The sequence below is a fragment of the Streptomyces sp. NPDC047049 genome, assembly GCF_040643995.1.
Classification (GTDB): Bacteria; Actinomycetota; Actinomycetes; order Streptomycetales; family Streptomycetaceae; genus Streptomyces; species Streptomyces mooreae.
Genome location: NZ_JBEYVM010000004.1, coordinates 227,709 through 243,184 on the forward strand (window position 1 = coordinate 227,709; position 15,476 = coordinate 243,184).

At 74.4% G+C, this 15,476-nt stretch carries 9 protein-coding genes and 1 pseudogene; 4 read left to right on the forward strand and 6 right to left on the reverse strand.

Annotated elements, in window-relative coordinates; all coding sequences use genetic code 11:
- The first annotated feature begins 243 nt into the window (after nucleotides 1–243).
- From ABZ851_RS12470 to ABZ851_RS12480, 3 genes and pseudogenes are all read left to right on the forward strand, one after another.
- Nucleotides 244–1,410, forward strand: coding sequence for an exonuclease SbcCD subunit D (locus ABZ851_RS12470; RefSeq protein WP_361125314.1), 1,167 nt, complete (start codon nucleotides 244–246; stop codon nucleotides 1,408–1,410).
- On the forward strand, nucleotides 1,407–4,610 hold the full coding sequence (locus ABZ851_RS12475; RefSeq protein ID WP_361125316.1) for an SMC family ATPase: 3,204 nt from the start codon (nucleotides 1,407–1,409) through the stop codon (nucleotides 4,608–4,610). Before ABZ851_RS12470 ends, ABZ851_RS12475 begins: the two co-directional genes overlap by 4 nt.
- Before the next feature lie 28 nt (nucleotides 4,611–4,638).
- Nucleotides 4,639–5,199 (forward strand): annotated as a pseudogene (locus ABZ851_RS12480) (SDR family oxidoreductase); the annotation flags it as partial.
- Here the strand turns inward: ABZ851_RS12480 and ABZ851_RS12485 are convergent.
- The 5 genes from ABZ851_RS12485 to ABZ851_RS12505 form a co-directional block, all read right to left on the reverse strand.
- Nucleotides 5,171–6,652 (reverse strand): GNAT family N-acetyltransferase, encoded by a 1,482-nt coding sequence (locus ABZ851_RS12485; protein ID WP_361125318.1) that lies wholly within the window; start codon nucleotides 6,650–6,652, stop codon nucleotides 5,171–5,173. The pseudogene ABZ851_RS12480 and the gene ABZ851_RS12485 overlap by 29 nt on opposite strands.
- Before the next feature lie 101 nt (nucleotides 6,653–6,753).
- Nucleotides 6,754–8,448, reverse strand: a complete 1,695-nt coding sequence (locus ABZ851_RS12490; RefSeq protein ID WP_361125320.1) for a DUF885 domain-containing protein — start codon at nucleotides 8,446–8,448, stop codon at nucleotides 6,754–6,756.
- 149 nt (nucleotides 8,449–8,597) lie between these two features.
- Nucleotides 8,598–9,995 carry a GNAT family N-acetyltransferase gene (locus ABZ851_RS12495; RefSeq protein WP_361125322.1) on the reverse strand — a complete coding sequence of 466 codons (1,398 nt, stop codon included), beginning with the start codon at nucleotides 9,993–9,995 and terminating at the stop codon, nucleotides 8,598–8,600.
- Nucleotides 9,996–10,079: 84 nt separating this feature from the next.
- Complete coding sequence (locus ABZ851_RS12500) at nucleotides 10,080–11,702, reverse strand: alkaline phosphatase D family protein (protein WP_361125324.1); 1,623 nt, start codon at nucleotides 11,700–11,702, stop codon at nucleotides 10,080–10,082.
- A 303-nt stretch (nucleotides 11,703–12,005) separates the two neighbouring features.
- On the reverse strand, nucleotides 12,006–12,848 hold the full coding sequence (locus ABZ851_RS12505) for an alpha/beta fold hydrolase (protein WP_361125325.1): 843 nt from the start codon (nucleotides 12,846–12,848) through the stop codon (nucleotides 12,006–12,008).
- Nucleotides 12,849–13,233: 385 nt separating this feature from the next.
- Here ABZ851_RS12505 and ABZ851_RS12510 point away from each other — a divergent pair, with 385 nt between their 5' ends.
- Entirely contained in the window at nucleotides 13,234–13,980 is a 747-nt protein-coding gene (locus ABZ851_RS12510; RefSeq protein ID WP_361125327.1) for a GntR family transcriptional regulator, read from the forward strand.
- Nucleotides 13,981–14,153: 173 nt separating this feature from the next.
- On the opposite strand, the gene ABZ851_RS12515 is transcribed toward ABZ851_RS12510, so the two are convergent.
- Entirely contained in the window at nucleotides 14,154–15,341 is a 1,188-nt protein-coding gene (locus tag ABZ851_RS12515; RefSeq protein ID WP_361125329.1) for an ROK family transcriptional regulator, read from the reverse strand.
- Between the last annotated feature and the right edge of the window lie 135 nt (nucleotides 15,342–15,476).

Below are 15,476 nucleotides of genomic sequence, written 5' to 3' on the forward strand. Positions count from 1 at the left end.
AGCGTCTGCTGGGGCGCGTGTTGCTGGGAGCCGGGGCCGCGGAGTCCGGGCTCCGGTGCGGCAGCTGTACGGCCGCATCGGAGCCGCATGTCGCTGCCGACCGACCCGGCCGACCGGCCCGTCCGCCCCCACCGCGGGTGCGAGAATGAGGTCCGTGACGGGCGGGGTGGTTGTCGAAGCGCACGCCGGCCGTGCCGACGCGTAGTCCACGGAGGGGAAGAACATGCTGGTCGGAGCCGCCACGTGAGGCTTCTGCACACTTCCGACTGGCATCTGGGGCGGTCCTTCCACCGCGTGAGCCTGCTCTCCGCACAGCGCGCCTTCCTCGATCATCTCGTCGAGACGGTGCGCGCGCGGAACATCGATGCGGTGCTGGTCGCGGGCGATGTCTACGACCGTGCCGTGCCGCCGCTCGCCGCCGTCGAGCTCTTCGACGACGCCCTGCACCGGCTCGCCGCCCTCGGGGTCCCGACCGTGATGATCTCCGGCAACCATGACTCCGCCCGCCGGCTGGGGGTCGGTGCGGGGCTGATGGAGCAGGCCGGGATCCATCTCCGGACCGACCCGGCAGGCTGTGGCACCCCCGTGCTGCTCGCCGACGCCCACGGCCCGGTGGCGCTCTACGGCCTGCCGTATCTCGAACCCGCCATGGTGCGCGACACCCTCGGCGCGCAGCGGGCCGACCACGCGGAGGTGCTGGGCGCGGCGATGGAGCGGGTGCGGGCCGACCTCGCCGGCCGGCCCGCCGGGACCCGCTCCGTGGTGCTGGCGCATGCGTTCGTCACCGGTGGTGCGGTCAGTGACAGCGAGCGCGACATCACCGTCGGCGGGGTCGCCTCCGTTCCGGTCCCGGTGTTCGACGGGGTGGACTACGCCGCCCTCGGGCATCTGCACGGCTGTCAGACCCTCACCGAGCGGGTCCGCTACTCCGGATCGCCGCTCGCCTACTCCTTCTCCGAGGCCGGTCACCGCAAGTCGTCATGGATCGTCGAGCTCGACGCGGGCGGCGCCGTGCAGGCGGAGCGGGTGGACTGCCCGGTGCCGCGGCCGCTGGCACGGATCCGCGGGCCGCTGGAGGAGTTGCTGGAGGACCCGGAACAGGCGCGGCACGAGGAGTCCTGGGTCGAGGCGACGCTCACCGACACCGTCCGGCCGCAGGAGCCCATGGCCCGGCTCGCCCGGCGCTTCCCGCACATCGTCAGCCTGGTCTTCGACCCCGACGAGGGGCCCGGCCGTTCGGCCGCCTCGTATGCGCAGCGGCTGCGCGGGCGCAGCGACCAGGAGATCGCCGAGGACTTCGTGGAGCACGTCCGGTCCGGCCGGGCGGTCGATGAGCAGGAGCGGACCGAGCTGCGCTCGGCGATCGACGAGGTGCGGGTGGACGACATGGTGGCCGAGGTGGCGCGTTGAGGCTGCACCGGCTCTCCCTCACCGCCTTCGGACCCTTCGGCGGCACCCAGACCATCGACTTCGACCGGCTGTCACGGGACGGCCTGTTCCTGCTGCACGGCCCGACCGGTGCGGGCAAGACCTCGGTCCTGGACGCGGTGTGCTTCGCGCTGTACGGGTCGGTGCCCGGGGCGCGGCAGAGCGGCCAGGCCCTGCGCAGTGATCTGGCCGACCCGCTGACCCTCACCGAGGTCGTGCTCGAACTGACCGTGGCACAGCGCCGGTTGGAGATCACCCGGCTTCCCGAGCAGCCCCGCCCCAAGAAGCGCGGCAGTGGTACCACGAAGGAGAAGGCGCAGAGCAGGCTGCGGGAATTCGTGCCGGCGGCCGGCGGAGGGGGAGCGGCGGACGGCGACGGCCCGGGCGGCCACTGGAAGGCGCTGAGCCGTTCGCACCAGGAGATCGGTGAGGAGATCGGCCAGCTGCTCGGGATGAGCAAGGAGCAGTTCTGCCAGGTGGTCCTGCTGCCGCAGGGCGACTTCGCGCGCTTTCTGCGGGCCGATGCGGAGGCCCGTTCCCGGCTGCTGGGCCGGCTCTTCGACACCCGGCGGTTCGCCGCCCTCGAAGAGCAGTTGAACGTGCGCCGCAAGGCCGCCGCCGACACGGTGACGTCAGGCGACGAACGGCTGCTGGCGCTGGCGCACCGGATGGCGCAGGCGGCCGGTGAGAGCGCCGATCTCACCGATCCGTCCGTCCCGGCGCCGGACCGCGCCGGGGCGGCGGCACCGGGCGCACCGGCACGCGGACGCGGGCGGGCGGCGGCCTCAACGGCGCGGGCGACCGTGCCGGGGCAGGCCGGGCCGGTGGAGAGCGGCGGACGGGGCGGAACCGGCCGTGCCGCGGCCGGGGAGGGCCGGGTCGCAGCGGGCCCCGGCGAGCCGGGGTTCGCGGAAGCGGTGCTGGTCAGGGCGGCCGTTGCCCGGGTGAGTGCCAGGGAGCGGCTGGCGGTCGCGCAGTTGGCGGTGCACGCCGCAGAGGCCGCCGAGCACCGGGCGGCCGGGGAGTGGGAAGAGGCCCGCGAGCGCGACCGGCTCCAGCAGCGGTACGCGGAGGCCCGGCGACGGGCCGCCCGGCTCGACGCCCGTGCCGGGGAACGGGCACACACCCGGGAGCGGCTGGAGCGGGCCCGTGCTGCCGCGGAAGTCGCGCCCGCTCTCGCCCTGCGGGACGCCGCCTGGCACGAACTGGACGCCGCACAGCGCGCCGAACGCCAGGCCAGAAGCCCGCTGCCGGCCGCCCTCGCCGACGCCGAGAGCGACCACCTCGCTGCGAAGGAACGGCAGGCGAGGGAAGATCTCGGCTCGCTCGGTGCGGCCCGCCGGGCCGAGCGGCGCGCCGCCGACCTCGGCCGCGAGCGGGCCGCCCTCGACCGGGAGGCGCGCGCCGATGACGAGACCCTGCGGGACGCCGCCGAGTGGCTTGCCGCATGGGGTGATGCCCGGCGCGCCCATCAGCAGCGCATCGACACGGCCCAGGAGGCCGCCACCCGGGCCGACCAGCTCGCAGCCCGGATCGCACCGGCCGCCGAACGCTGGGAAGCGGCCCGTCGCCGCGACCGGCTGTCCGACGATGTGCGGTCGGCGGAAGGGGAACTGCTCGTCGCCAGGGAGCACTCCGCGGCGGCCCACGAGCACTGGCTCGAACTCAAGGACCGCAGGCTGCGCGGGATCGCCGCCGAGCTCGCGGAGGGGCTGCGCGACGGACAGGCGTGCGCGGTGTGCGGGGCGACCGAGCACCCCGCCCCGGCCCGCCCCGGGGCGGGCCATGTCGACCGGACGGCCGAGGAAGCCGCACTGGCGGCGCACCGCCGGGCCGACGAGACGCGGCAGCAGGCCGAGGCCCACTGCCAGTCGGTCAAGGAGGCGCTGGCCGCCGCGGCCGCCACGGCCGGCAGTACGCCGACCGGTGAACTCGGCGCCCAGGTGGAGGAGCTGCGAGCCGACTTCGCCCGCGCCGGTGCGCTCGCCGACGGCCTTCCTGCCGCCCGTGAGGCGCTGGGGGGCGCCGAGCGGGAGTACGAACGGCGCCGCGACGGTCAGCAGCAGGCCGAGCGCCGGGTCGCCGCCCGTACTTCCCGGCGCGAGGCGCTGGACCGCGAACGGGCCGCCCTGGAAGAGGAGCTGGCCCGGGCGCGCGGCGACTCCCCGAGCGTGGCCGAGCGGGCAGCGCGGCTGGAGCGGCAGGTCGCCCTGCTCGCCGCGGCGGTGGAGGCGGCCCGTACGGCCGGCGCTTGCGCCCAGCGTCTGCAGGACGCCGAGGCCGGGCTGTCCGACGCCGCCCACCGCGCCGGATTCGACACCCCGCAGGCCGCCACCGAGGCCCTGCTGCGGGACGGCGAATGGCGGGAGCTGCAGCAGCGACTCGACGACTGGCAGGCCGAATCCGCCGCGGTGGAAGCGGAGTTGGCCGATCCCGGGGCGAGCGCCGCCGCGGCGCTGCCGCCCGCCGATCCGGGCGCAGCGCAGACCGCGCACCAGGCAGCGGGGGCGCGGCTGCGTAGCGCCTCGGCCACCCACGCCGCGGCCCGGGACCGCTGCACCGAGCTCGACCGGCTCTCCGCGCGCGCCGAGGCCGACGCCCGCGCGCTGGCCCCGCTGCGCGCCGGCTACGAGCGCATCGCCCGCCTCGCCGCCCTCGCCTCCGGTACGTCCACGGAGAACGAGCGGCGGATGCGCCTGGAGTCGTATGTGCTCGCCGCCCGGCTCGAACAGGTCGCCGCCGCCGCCACGGCCCGGCTGCAGCGGATGTCCGGCGGCCGCTACACCCTCGTCCACTCCGACGAACGGGCCGGCGGCGCCCGGCGCTCCGGCCTCGGCCTGCATGTCATCGACGCCTGGACGGGGCACGAGAGGGACACCTCCAGCCTCTCCGGCGGCGAAACCTTCTTCGCCTCGCTCGCGCTGGCGCTCGGCCTCGCCGATGTGGTCACCGACGAGGCGGGCGGCACTCGGCTGGACACCCTCTTCATCGACGAGGGGTTCGGCAGCCTGGACGAACAGACCCTGGACGAGGTGCTGGACGTCCTGGACTCCCTGCGCGAACGCGACCGCAGCGTCGGCATCGTCAGCCACGTCGCCGACCTCAAGGCGCGGATCCCCGCCCAACTGGAGGTCGTCAAGGACCGGTCGGGGTCGACGGTCCGGCATCGCGTACGGGGCTGAGCGGCCTGAGCCTGCCGGGCGGGGGTGTGATCTGGCCCGGCCGGAGGCCCCCGCCCGTCTTCTCGACACCGCGGCCGAGGCCCTGGGCGGCAGGCTGGACATCCTCGTCGCCCACCACGCCCTCAGCGGCAGTGACGGCCCCCTCGACGCCTTGGACGCGGCGATGCTCGACGCCCACTGGGCGGTCAACACCCGCTCGGTGATCCTCCTCGCCCAGGCCTATGCGCGCCGGCGCCCACCAGGGCTGCCGGGCGGGAGGATCGTGCTGATGACCTCCGGCCAGGACCTGGGCGACGGCATGCCGGACGAGATCGCCTACGGCCTGGCCAAGGGGGCGCCGGCCTTGGCGACCCGCAGTCTCGCCACCACCTTTGCCGAGCTCGGGGTGACCGTGAACACCGTCAACCCGGGCCCGGTGGACACCGGTTACGCGGTCGGGGCGCTGCGCGAGCAGGTCGCCGGGCGTTTCCCCGGCGGGCGATGGGCCGCGCCCGACGACCCGGCCCGGCTGATCGCCTGGCTCGCGACCGACGAGGCGGCCTGGATCACCGGCCAGGTCATCAACTCCGAGGGCGGCTTCCGCCGTTGACCCCGGCACCGGCACCGGTCCGGTCCCCGACAGCGGCCTCGGCCCCGGCCGTGGTCGCGGACCCGTCCCTCTCGTAGGCGTACAGTCCCTCGCGTTCCCCGGAGAACCGGAATCCCGCCCGTGCCAGCACCCGCTGGGACGGGACGTTCTCCGGCTCCGTGAGGGCGCACACCGTCCGTACCTCGGGGTGAGCGGCCGCCCAGCCGGCGAGCAGGCGCGCGGCGTCGGTCGCCCAGCCGGCGCCGCGGGCGGACGGGGAGAGGTCGTAGCCGATCTCCACGGAGCCTTCGGCGTCCGGCGGGCCGTGGAAGCCGATGCTGCCGAGCGCCGTCCCCGAGGCCGCGTCGGTCAGGACGAAGACGCCCCAGCCGGGCCGGTAGTGGCCGGCCGCGGCGGCCCGTACGGCGATACCGGCGCCGCCCGCGGTGGCCGCGGCCGGTGTGCCGTCGATCCAGTCGAACCCCGCGGGCTCGCCGTCCGCGACCCGCGCGGCGGTGGCCGGCAGCAGTGCCCGCAGCGCCACCCGGCCGGACCTGAGCACCAGCGGGTAGCCGGCGCCCACGGTGACCAGCGCCTCGAACAGCGGCCGGTGGTCCACCCCCGCGGGCAGACCGCTGACCTGGCCGTCGCCGACCTCCACCACCCGCCACACACCGTCGGTGCGCAGCGCCAGGTCCGTGGTGACGAAGCGCAGCCCCAACTCCCGTACGGCGGGCGTCACCCGGGTGAGATCGGGGACCGGGCGCAGGCCCGGGGTGTCGGGGTGCGGGCCGGTCAGCACCGGCTCGCCGTCCACCCACCACACCCGCGCCTCGCCCACCGCCTCGAAGGACTCGAAGTCGCGCAGCACCACGCCCCCGGTCAAGAACTCCTCCTGGAGGGCGAGGAAGCGGCCGACGACCGCGGCCAGTTGCTCGGTGTCGTCCGCGTCGGGGACGAAGGCGGCCTCGTCCCATTCGTGCTTGCGGGACTTGACCCAGTCCTTGACGACGAGCGGACGGGGCCGGCCCGGTGCGCCGAGCCCGTCGGCAAGTCCTGCCAGCGCCGCCCGCTCCGGCGCCCGGCCGGGCGCGCAGGGGAGCCAGGCGCTGTGCGGGGTGAGCGCGCGGAAGGTCTCGTACCAGCCCGGGAGCTCATGGGCGCGCCGGTATGCCGAAGGGGAGGTCAGCAGCCGGCAGCCGCGGCCGGCGAGCGCCGCGGACAGCTCGGCGTATCGGCCGGCGGGCAGCATCCAGCCGCGGTACCAGACCGGTCCGGCATCCCGCGGGACCCGCGCCACCGCCGCCTCGGCGTCCCCGGCGACCAGTGCCTCGTGGCCGAGCAGCGCGGTCACCGCGCCGGCCGACCGCGCCGCGGCGGCCTCGCCCGCGAAGTGCGGATCGGGGCGCCGGGGACGCAGCGGGTCGCCGGGGAGCAGAAGGAGCGGACGGGTCGCCGCGGGATCCACTGTCATGTCAGCGGACCCTACGGACGGTGGTGGCCGGCCACAACACCCGGTGTGCCGGCCGGCCACCCCACCGATGTGGTGGCCGGCCGCCGTACACCGGGCCGGGATCAGAGCGCCGACAGCTCGGCCAGCAGATCGTCCAGGCCCAGCGAGCCCTGCGACAGCGCCGCCATGTGCCAGGCCTTGAGGTCGAAGTCCGCGCCGTGCCGGGCACGGGCCGCCTCCCGGCCCTGCAGCCACACCCGCTCGCCGAGCTTGTAGCCGATCGCCTGCCCGGCCATGCCCTGGTAGCGGATGATCTCGCTCTCGACGAAGTCGGCCGGACGGCTGCTGTGCCGGGCGAAGAACTCGTGTGCCAGCTGCGGCGTCCAGCGCTCGCCCGGATGGAAGGGGGAGTCCGCCGGGATCTCCAGCTCCAGGTGCATCCCGATGTCGATGACGACCCGGACCGCCCGCATCATCTGCGCGTCGAGATACCCCAGGCGCCGTTCTGCGGTGGTCAAGAAGCCCAGCTCGTCCATGAGCCGTTCGGCATACAGCGCCCAGCCCTCGGCGTTCGCGCTGACGATGCCGACCGTCGTCTGGTACCGGGAGAGCTGGTCGGCGACGTGCGCCCACTGCGCCAGCTGGAGGTGGTGGCCGGGCACACCCTCGTGGTACCAGGTGGAGACCAGGTCGTACGCCGGGAAGCGGGTCTCGCCCATCGTCGGCAGCCAGGTCCGGCCGGGCCGGGAGAAGTCCAGCGACGGCTGGGTGTAATAGGGGGCGGCGGCGCCACCGGGCGGGGCGATCCGCGACTCCACCCGGCGCACCCGCTCGGCCAGTTCGAAGTGGGTGCCGTCGAGCGCGTCGATGGCCTCGTCCATGAGGGACTGGAGCCACTGGCGGGTCTCCTCGACGCCCTCGATCGCCTCGCCGTGCTCATCGCACCAGGCCAGCGCCTCCCACGGGGTCTTCGCACCGGGCAGGACCTTCTCGGCCTCGGTCTCCATCTCGGCCAGCAGCCGGTGGAACTCGGACCAGCCGTACGCGTACGCCTCGTCCGGGTCGAGGTCGGCGCCGTTGAAGTAGCGGGCGAGCCGGGCGTAGCGCTCCCGCCCCACCACGTCCGGTGCGCCCTCGACGGCCGGGGCATAGCTGTCACGGAACCAGTCGCGCAGCTCCACCAGGGCGCCGGTCGCCACGCCGGCGGCCTCGGTCAGTTCGGTGCGCAGGGTGTCCGGGCCGGGGTCGGTGAACTCGGCGAACCAGCTGCGGTCGGTGCCGATCCATTCGTCCAACTGGCCGATGACGGTGCGGACCTGGGTCGGTCCGGCGGGCAGATCGCGCTTCAGGCCGGCGTCGAGTGCGGCGCGGTAGCCCTCCAGCGCGGCGGGTACGGCCCGCAGCCGTTGGGCGATCGCCGCCCAGTCCGATTGCGTCTCGGCCGGGGTGACCGTGAAGACCGCACGGACGTGGTGCAGCGGCGAGCTGAGGTTGCTGACCGTGCGCAGCCCCTCGCCCGCTTCGTGGACCGCCAGCTCGGCGGTCAGCCGCTCGCGGAGCAGCCGGGCGCAGACCTGTTCGGCGGCGTGCTCCGCGCCCGGCCGGGACTCGGCCTCGGCCAGCTTCTCCAGCGTCGTCCGGGCGAGCTGGGCCACCGCTTCCTGGCCCGTCGGGGAGAAGTCGGGGAGCTTGCCGGAGCTCTCGGCGATGCCGAGGAAAGTGCCGGTGATGGGGTCCAGGTCGACGAGGGCGTCGACATGGGCATCGGCGACCTGGCGGGGCAGCGGACCGCCCCCGGAAGTAGTGGTGTGGGACATGCGTCCATCCTCGTACGGATGACCCCGCCGCGTCACCACCGAGAGACGGTACGTCGCTGACGCTTTGCGCTCTGGTCCCTGCGGGAGGTCCGCTTGCGGGGGCGCCGGCCGGGCGTCGGCACGCCCGGCCGGGCGCTACGGGGTGCAGCTCAGCGGCGCCCCGTGCCGTCCTGGATCCATACGCTCTGCGGGGTCTCCTGCCGGGCGGGCAGGTCCGCGGGGCGGGTGGTGATCACCAGCGTGCCTTCCTCGATCTGGTAGTCGAGCGGCAGCCCGAGTCCGCGCATCGCCGCCACCATGCCGGTGTTGGAGGACTGGGTGATCGCATAGACACTCTCGCAGCCGGTTTCGGCCGCCATCGTCACCAGCCGGCGCAGCAGCTCGGAGCCGATGCCGCGCTGCTGCCAGGCGTCCTCGACCAGCAGGGCGACCTCGGTCTCGTCGCCGTCCCACAGCAGGTGTCCCAGCGCCACCAGCCGGCCGGAGGCGGTCTCCACCGCCAGGGTGCGGCCGAACCGCGGGCTGAGCAGATGGCCGAGGTAGCGGTCCGCGTCACCGACCGGGCCGTGGTAGCGCAGCCCCAGGGTCTTCGGGGAGCAGCGGTCGTGCATCTCGCGGGCCGCGGCCAGATCGGAGGTGTCGGCGCGGCGGACCGTGATCTCGTTGCCCTCGGGCAGCGTCAGCACATCACGCCGCGGGGGCACCCGCTGGCCGAGTCTGGCGTCCAGGTCGACCAGGGCGCGTACCCGGGCGAACTCGGCGGGGGTGAACGGCAATTGCGGCCTTTCAATGGTGAGCGAGCCCCCGGAGGGGTCGCGGAATTTCATGCGGTGCTTCTCCAGCACGCCCTCCGTGGGTACCTGCTCCGCGAGCGGCTGACCGCGCAGCCAGCGGGCGGGCACCGAACGAATCGTGCAGCGTCCCAGCAACTGGCGTAGTGACAGGGGGAGTTCGGAGGAGTCCAGGGCGGTCCGGGTCGCCAGGCCCAGCATCCGGGTCGGCGCATCGACGAGGTCGTGCGCATCGGCCCGCTCCAGCCAGCTGTGCGTGCCGCCCGCTTCGCTGACCGTGCGGGTCAGCTCCGCGGACGTCAGCGCGGCGGGCGCGCGCAGCAGGAACTCGTCGACCGTGCCCTCGGACAGCGGGTGGGTCTGCAGGCTGAGGATGTCCACCCGCCGCGCGCCCAGTGCCGTGCACAGCACGGCCAGGCTGCCGGGCTCGTCCCGGACCGTGGTCCGCATCCGCCACAGCACCGTCTCCTGACCGCCGGCCCCGGGGGCCGGTCCGGTGGGGGACGCCGCCGTGGCGCCGGTATCGGTCGGCGGCGGGGCGTTTTCGTGGCGTCGTGACCACCAGACGTGGAAGCCGGCCATGGCCAGGAGGGCGACCGCGGCGGAGCACAGCATGGCGGGGCCCGACGGGTCGTGCGCGATGGTGTGGGCCAGGACGTCGGCCACCGCCACGGCGCTGAAGAGGGCGGCCAGCTCGACGATGTCCCGCCGCCAGTGATGACGGCGGGTGGCACGGGCAGAGGATGCTTCAGTCATGCACACCAGCCTTGCGCACAGGTGTTGCCTGATCGCCAACACCTTGTGTCCGACGGGTAAAAGACGCAATCGACGCATTGGCCTCTACTGTCCTACCTGTCCCGGTTGCAGCACCTTGCTGAACAGCACCTCACCGCCCTCCTGACGCAGCCGCACCGTCATCTCCCCGCTTCCCCCGTCGATATCGATCTCGCCGAAGTACTGCGGGCTCTCCGCGGGAGAGGTGTTGGCACGGTCCGGCGCTTTGATGAACGGCTGCTCGGGCCCGAATGTTCCGTCCAGCTTCACCGCGGGGAATCCGCCCGCGTTCAGCGGGCCGGACACGAACTCCCAGAACGGCGCGAAGTCCTTGAAAGCGGCCCGCTCCGGCGCGTAGTGCTGCGCCGCGGTGTAGTGGACGTCCGTCGTCAGCCATACGGTGCCGGTCACCCGGGCGTGCTTGATGTGCCGCAGCAGCTCGGCCAGCTGCAGCTCGCGCCCCAGGGGAGCGCCCGGGTCGCCCTGGGCCACCGCCTCGAAGTTGGTCTTGCCGTCCGGCACGACCAGCCCCAGCGGCATATCGGAGGCGATCACCTTCCACACCGCGGACGAGCGGGACAGCTCGCGCTTGAGCCAGCGCAGCTGCTCGGCCCCGAGAATGCCCTGCGGGTCGTCGGTCTGCCGGTCCGGCGAATTGGCGTTCCGGTAGCGGCGCATGTCCAGTACGAACACATCGAGCAGCGGGCCGTGGTGCACCACGCGGTAGACCCGGCCACCCCGGTCGGGCCGCAGCGTCCGGATCGGGAAATACTCGCTGAACGCGCGCAGCGAGCGCGCGGACAGCACATCCGTCTCCTTCACGGTGTACCGGTCGTCGTCGAGCAGCTGCCCCGGATACCAGTTGTTGTGCACCTCGTGGTCGTCCCACTGGGTGATCGTCGGCACCTGGGCGTTGAAGCGGCGCAGGTGGTCGTCCAGCAGGTTGTAGCGGAACGCGCCGCGGAACTCCGCCAGCGTCTCGGCGACCTTCGCCTTCTCCTCGGTCGTCACATTCCGCCAGATCCGGCCGTCCGGCAGCGTCACCCGTTCGGGGATCGGACCGTCGGCGTAGATGTTGTCGCCGCTGCACAGGAAAAAGTCCGGATTCCGGCGCCGCATGTCCTCATAGATGCGGTAGCCGCCGCGGTCCGGGTTGATGCCCCAGCCCTGCCCGGCGAGATCACCGGACCAGTGGAAGCGCACCCCCTCCCGCCGCCCGTCACCGACCCGGCCGGAATCTCTCCCGGCGTCAGTGGAGGTGCGGCCCGCGGGCGCCGTACGGAAGGTGCCGGTGACCGGCTCGCCGGACCGCCGGGGATCGTCCGGGTCGGCGAGCAGCACCCGGTAGTGGATCTGTTCACCGGGCGGCAGGCCGTGCAGCGAGGTCACACCGGTGAAGTCCGTCCCCGCCCCGGTCACCGGGCCGTGCCAGGTCCTGGCGTTACGGAACGACTCGGTGGCCGCGGTCTGCACCACCATCCGGGCCGGCCGGTCGGACCGTACCCACACCAGACCCGACGAGGTGGTGACATCCCCGACCTGCACGCCCCAGTCGGCGCTCGGCCGCCCGCCGCGGGCCTGCGCCGGTGCGGCGCAGGAGAGTGCGGGCAGCGCCAGTGCCGCCGAGCCGGCCGCCGCGCCCTGCAGCAGCGACCGCCGTCCGAAGCCGTCGCCGGATCCCTGCGCCATCTCCAACCTCCATGCCTCGCCCGACTTCACTGCCGCCCCGTTCGTATCGCTGTCCGGTGCCCGGCAGCCGAACGGACGGTGAACAGCGGCCCGTTCGGCCGCGCGATCCGTCTGCCGCGGGGTGGTATCCGGTCGCGGCTCTGCGACCCACCGGACCCGGGCCATGGTCGCAAGCCCCCCGGCCGATCGCCAGGATGTCGCAGGGACGTTTACGGCTTGGGTACGCGCCGTCGCGGGCCACGGGCAGCCGGCGGACTCGCCAGGGGCGTCTCCTCCGATCAGGCCGGATCGGAGAGACACCCCCTAGGAGGCGCCCTGGCCCACGGTGTCGAGGATGACCCGTGCCACCAGCGCCGGATCGTCGTGCATCGGCACATGTCCGCAGCCCGGCAGCCGTACCAGCCGCGCGCCCGGAATCGTGTGCTTGGCGCGTATGCCTTGGCGGGGGAGCAGCAGGCGGTCCCGGCTGCCCCAGCCGATCGTCACCGGGACGTCCGGCACATCGGCGGTGAACCGCACCTCCCGGCCGGCCGCCAGCGTCGGGGCGAAGCCGGGGCCCTCGCGCAGCGCCCGGGTCTCCGCCACGACGGCCGCGGCCGAACGACGGCCGGGGTGGGCGTAGATGGTGCCGGTCAGGGAGGCCCGGCCGAGTGCGCTGCGGGCCAGGGTCTCCACCACCGGCTCGGGCAGCGCCTGCGCCCCGGCGTACATACCGCGCAGCACGCCGAAGGCGTACCGCCGCTCGGCCGGGGTCCAAAAGCCCGCGGGCGAGAGCGCGGTGACGGACCGTACGGCCCGCGCGCGGCCCAGCTCCAGGGCGAGCAGCCCGCCCAGCGAGTTCCCCACCACATGCGGGCGGTCGGCCCCGAGCTCCTTGAACGCCGCGATGAGCAGCGGGACGACCGACGGCAACGCGTAGGAGGAACCACCGGGCAGCGCGGGGGAGGCGCCGAAGCCCGGCAGATCGAGGGCGATGACCTCATGGGAGGCGGCCAGGATGTCGCACACCGGGCGCCAGGCCTGGAGATGGTGGCCAATACCGTGCAACAGGACGACGGGGTCGCCCGCGCCCTTGCGCTCGTAGGCGACCGTGAACGGCGGCCGGTCCTCGGGGGTGACACGGGCGAAGGAGACCGGGGTGGCCATCAGAACTCCTCGGGGGTGCGGTACGTGCGGTGGTCCCGGGCGTGCGCTGACACGATGCCAGGTGTGGCTACTGCGCGGTATGGGGCCGCCGGGACGAGTAGGCGAGACACCGCAGGCCACACGGCCGGGGTGGCCGGTACAGGCGGCTGCTACGGGTGGTTGTCCCGGTCCGAAACGGATGCCGGATTGGTCTTGACCAAGGGTGGGGGCGGCCATATCGTCGGGATACTGCAACAACCTTTCATAAAGAAGCGCTCATTATCGGGCGTGCAGGCGGCCCGTGGAGAAGCGGGCGCGCCGGCGGGCTCGCGAAGGCGGCGCCTCGGGGGTGGGCCCGAGCCCCACACGGGGCGCAGCCCCGGTAGCGGCCAGTGCGGAGGACAGGGTGGGGACCACGCAGCTCGAAACGGTGCCGGAGCCGAAGTACTGGCACCTCAAGACCGTGCTCAGCGAGGCGCTGGACTCGGAGTTCGCGGTCGGCGAGATTCTGCCCAACGAGCGTGAGCTGGCCGCGCGGTTCGGCGTCGCCCGGGCCACGCTGCGGCAGGCGCTCGAACAGCTGGAGCTGGAAGGCAGACTCCAGCGCCGCCGCGGTGTGGGCACCACCGTCGCACCGCCGAGGATCGGCGTCGCCGTCGACCCCGTCCGCCACACCTGGCCCGGCGCCGCCGGTGACGACTGGCAGCCGCTCGACGCCGTCGTGAGCGACACGTTGCCGGCCGCGGTGGCCGGACTGCTGGCGACCGCCTCCGGCGACCCGGTGCACATCGTGCGCCGCAGCCGGGTCACGCACGGCCGGCCGGTGGCCGCCGAGCTGCTGTACGTCCCGGCGGCCGCGCTCCCGGACTGCGCGCCGGCCGGCTCGCTCGGCGCCCCGGACCGGGCCCGCGCGGTGCTGCACGCGCTGCAGACGCTGGAGCTGGACGCCCAGGACCGTACCGTCGAGCTCGGCTCGGCGCGTGCGGAGGACGCCAGGCAGCTGGACCGGCTCCCCGGCGCGCCCGTCCTCGTGGTCACCACCCGCTATGTCTCCGGGGGCCGTACGGCCGCCGTTGCGGTCTCCACCTACCGGGCGGACACCTGCCGTCTGACCTTCGGGGAGAGCGACGCGGTCGCCTTGCTCCCGGGCTGAGCCGTTCGACGGCTGAGGTACGGGCTCTGCCGGGCCGCGGTCCGGTGGAGCCCGTGTGCGTGCGGCCGTACGCCGGGCGGCGGCCGGGAGAGGGCCGGCCGTGCGCCGCGGGCCGGGCGGTGTGCCGTACAGGCCGCGGCGGCCGGCGGTTCGTCAGTACTGGTCAGTGGTGGTCAGCGGCGGCCCGGTACCGCGTCGCGGCGCGGGGGACGTTCCGTCACCGTGCCCTCCACCGCGAAGAGTTCACCTTCCACATGGTCGAGCGCGAGCCGCAGCGCCCCGGTGGCGACCGCCGCCTCGCCCAGCCGGGACAGGGTGACCTGCGGCGGGCGCAGGCAATAGCGCGCCAACTCCGCGCGCAGCGGCTCCAGTACGCCGTCCAGCCCCGCCGCCCAGCCGCCGATCACCACCAGTTCGGGGTCGAGCGCCAATACCAGGGCCGCGACATCGTGCACCAGCCGCCGCAGGAAACGGTCGACCGCCTCGCGGGCCTGAGCGTCCCCCTCCCGCGCCGCCGCGAACACCGCCGCGACCTGTGCCTCGTCCAGGGGGTGCAGCGGCGTGCCGGTCGTCGACAGCAGCCTCTCCGGTGTCGCTTCACGGCCGAGCAGGTGCAGGGCGCCGATCTCCCCGGCCGCCCCGCCGAATCCGCGGTGCAGGCGTCCGCCGATCAGCGAGCCGGCTCCCGGGCTGAGTCCGGCCAGCACGAAAACGATGTCATCGGAGCCGATGGCCGCGCCCTGCCAGTGTTCGGCCACCGCGGCGGCGTTCGCGTCGTTCTCGACCAGCACCGGGCAGCGGAACGAGCGCCGCAGCCGCTCACCGAGCGGCAGACCCGTCCAGCCGGGCAGTGCCGTGCTCAGCCGTACGGTGCCGTCCGCCTCCACGATGCCGGGGCCGGCCACCCCGACGGCCCGCAGTGAGGACCGGGGCACGCCCGTGCGGCGCAGCAGCTCCGCCACCACGGCGCGGACCCGCTCCAGCCGCTCGTCGGGCGGTGCGCTCTCCTCCACGGGGCGTTGCGCGGTGTCCAGCACCCGGCCGCTCAGATCGGACAGCAGGGCCGCGACGCGGTGCGGGCCGATCTCGATGCCCAGCAGATGCCCGGCCTCCGTACGGAACCGGAACCGGCGGGCCGGCCGTCCCTGGCGGCGGGTTCCGCCTTCCTCGGCTGCGGCCTCGGCCACCAGGCCGGTCTCGATGAGCCCTTCGACCACGCCCTCGACCGTCGGCCGGGACAGGCCCGTCACCTGGACGAGGTGGGTGAGTGTGGGGGAGTCCGCGGCGCGCAGCGCATGCAGCACCACGGCGGAGTTGATCCGTCGCAGCAGGGAGGGGTCCCCGCCGGTGAGCCGCCCCAACGTCCGTCTCCCTCACTTCGCGTGTGGGGCGGATCGTAGCCGGTCACCGGAGGGGCGGCGAGTCCCACGGGGGCGGCCGGGCGGACACGGGAGCCCGGCCCGGCGCGCGCCCGGGAGGGATCGGAGGCGGGGCGC

What these genes read in the sequence shown, in the direction of transcription:
- ABZ851_RS12485 (WP_361125318.1), bottom strand. Translation starts at nt 6,652, where the DNA reads ATGACAGTGGATCCCGCGGCGACCCGTCCGCTCCTTCTGCTCCCCGGC.
- ABZ851_RS12490 (WP_361125320.1), bottom strand. Translation starts at nt 8,448, where the DNA reads ATGTCCCACACCACTACTTCCGGGGGCGGTCCGCTGCCCCGCCAGGTC.
- ABZ851_RS12495 (WP_361125322.1), bottom strand. Translation starts at nt 9,995, where the DNA reads ATGACTGAAGCATCCTCTGCCCGTGCCACCCGCCGTCATCACTGGCGG.
- ABZ851_RS12500 (WP_361125324.1), bottom strand. Translation starts at nt 11,702, where the DNA reads ATGGCGCAGGGATCCGGCGACGGCTTCGGACGGCGGTCGCTGCTGCAG.
- ABZ851_RS12505 (WP_361125325.1), bottom strand. Translation starts at nt 12,848, where the DNA reads ATGGCCACCCCGGTCTCCTTCGCCCGTGTCACCCCCGAGGACCGGCCG.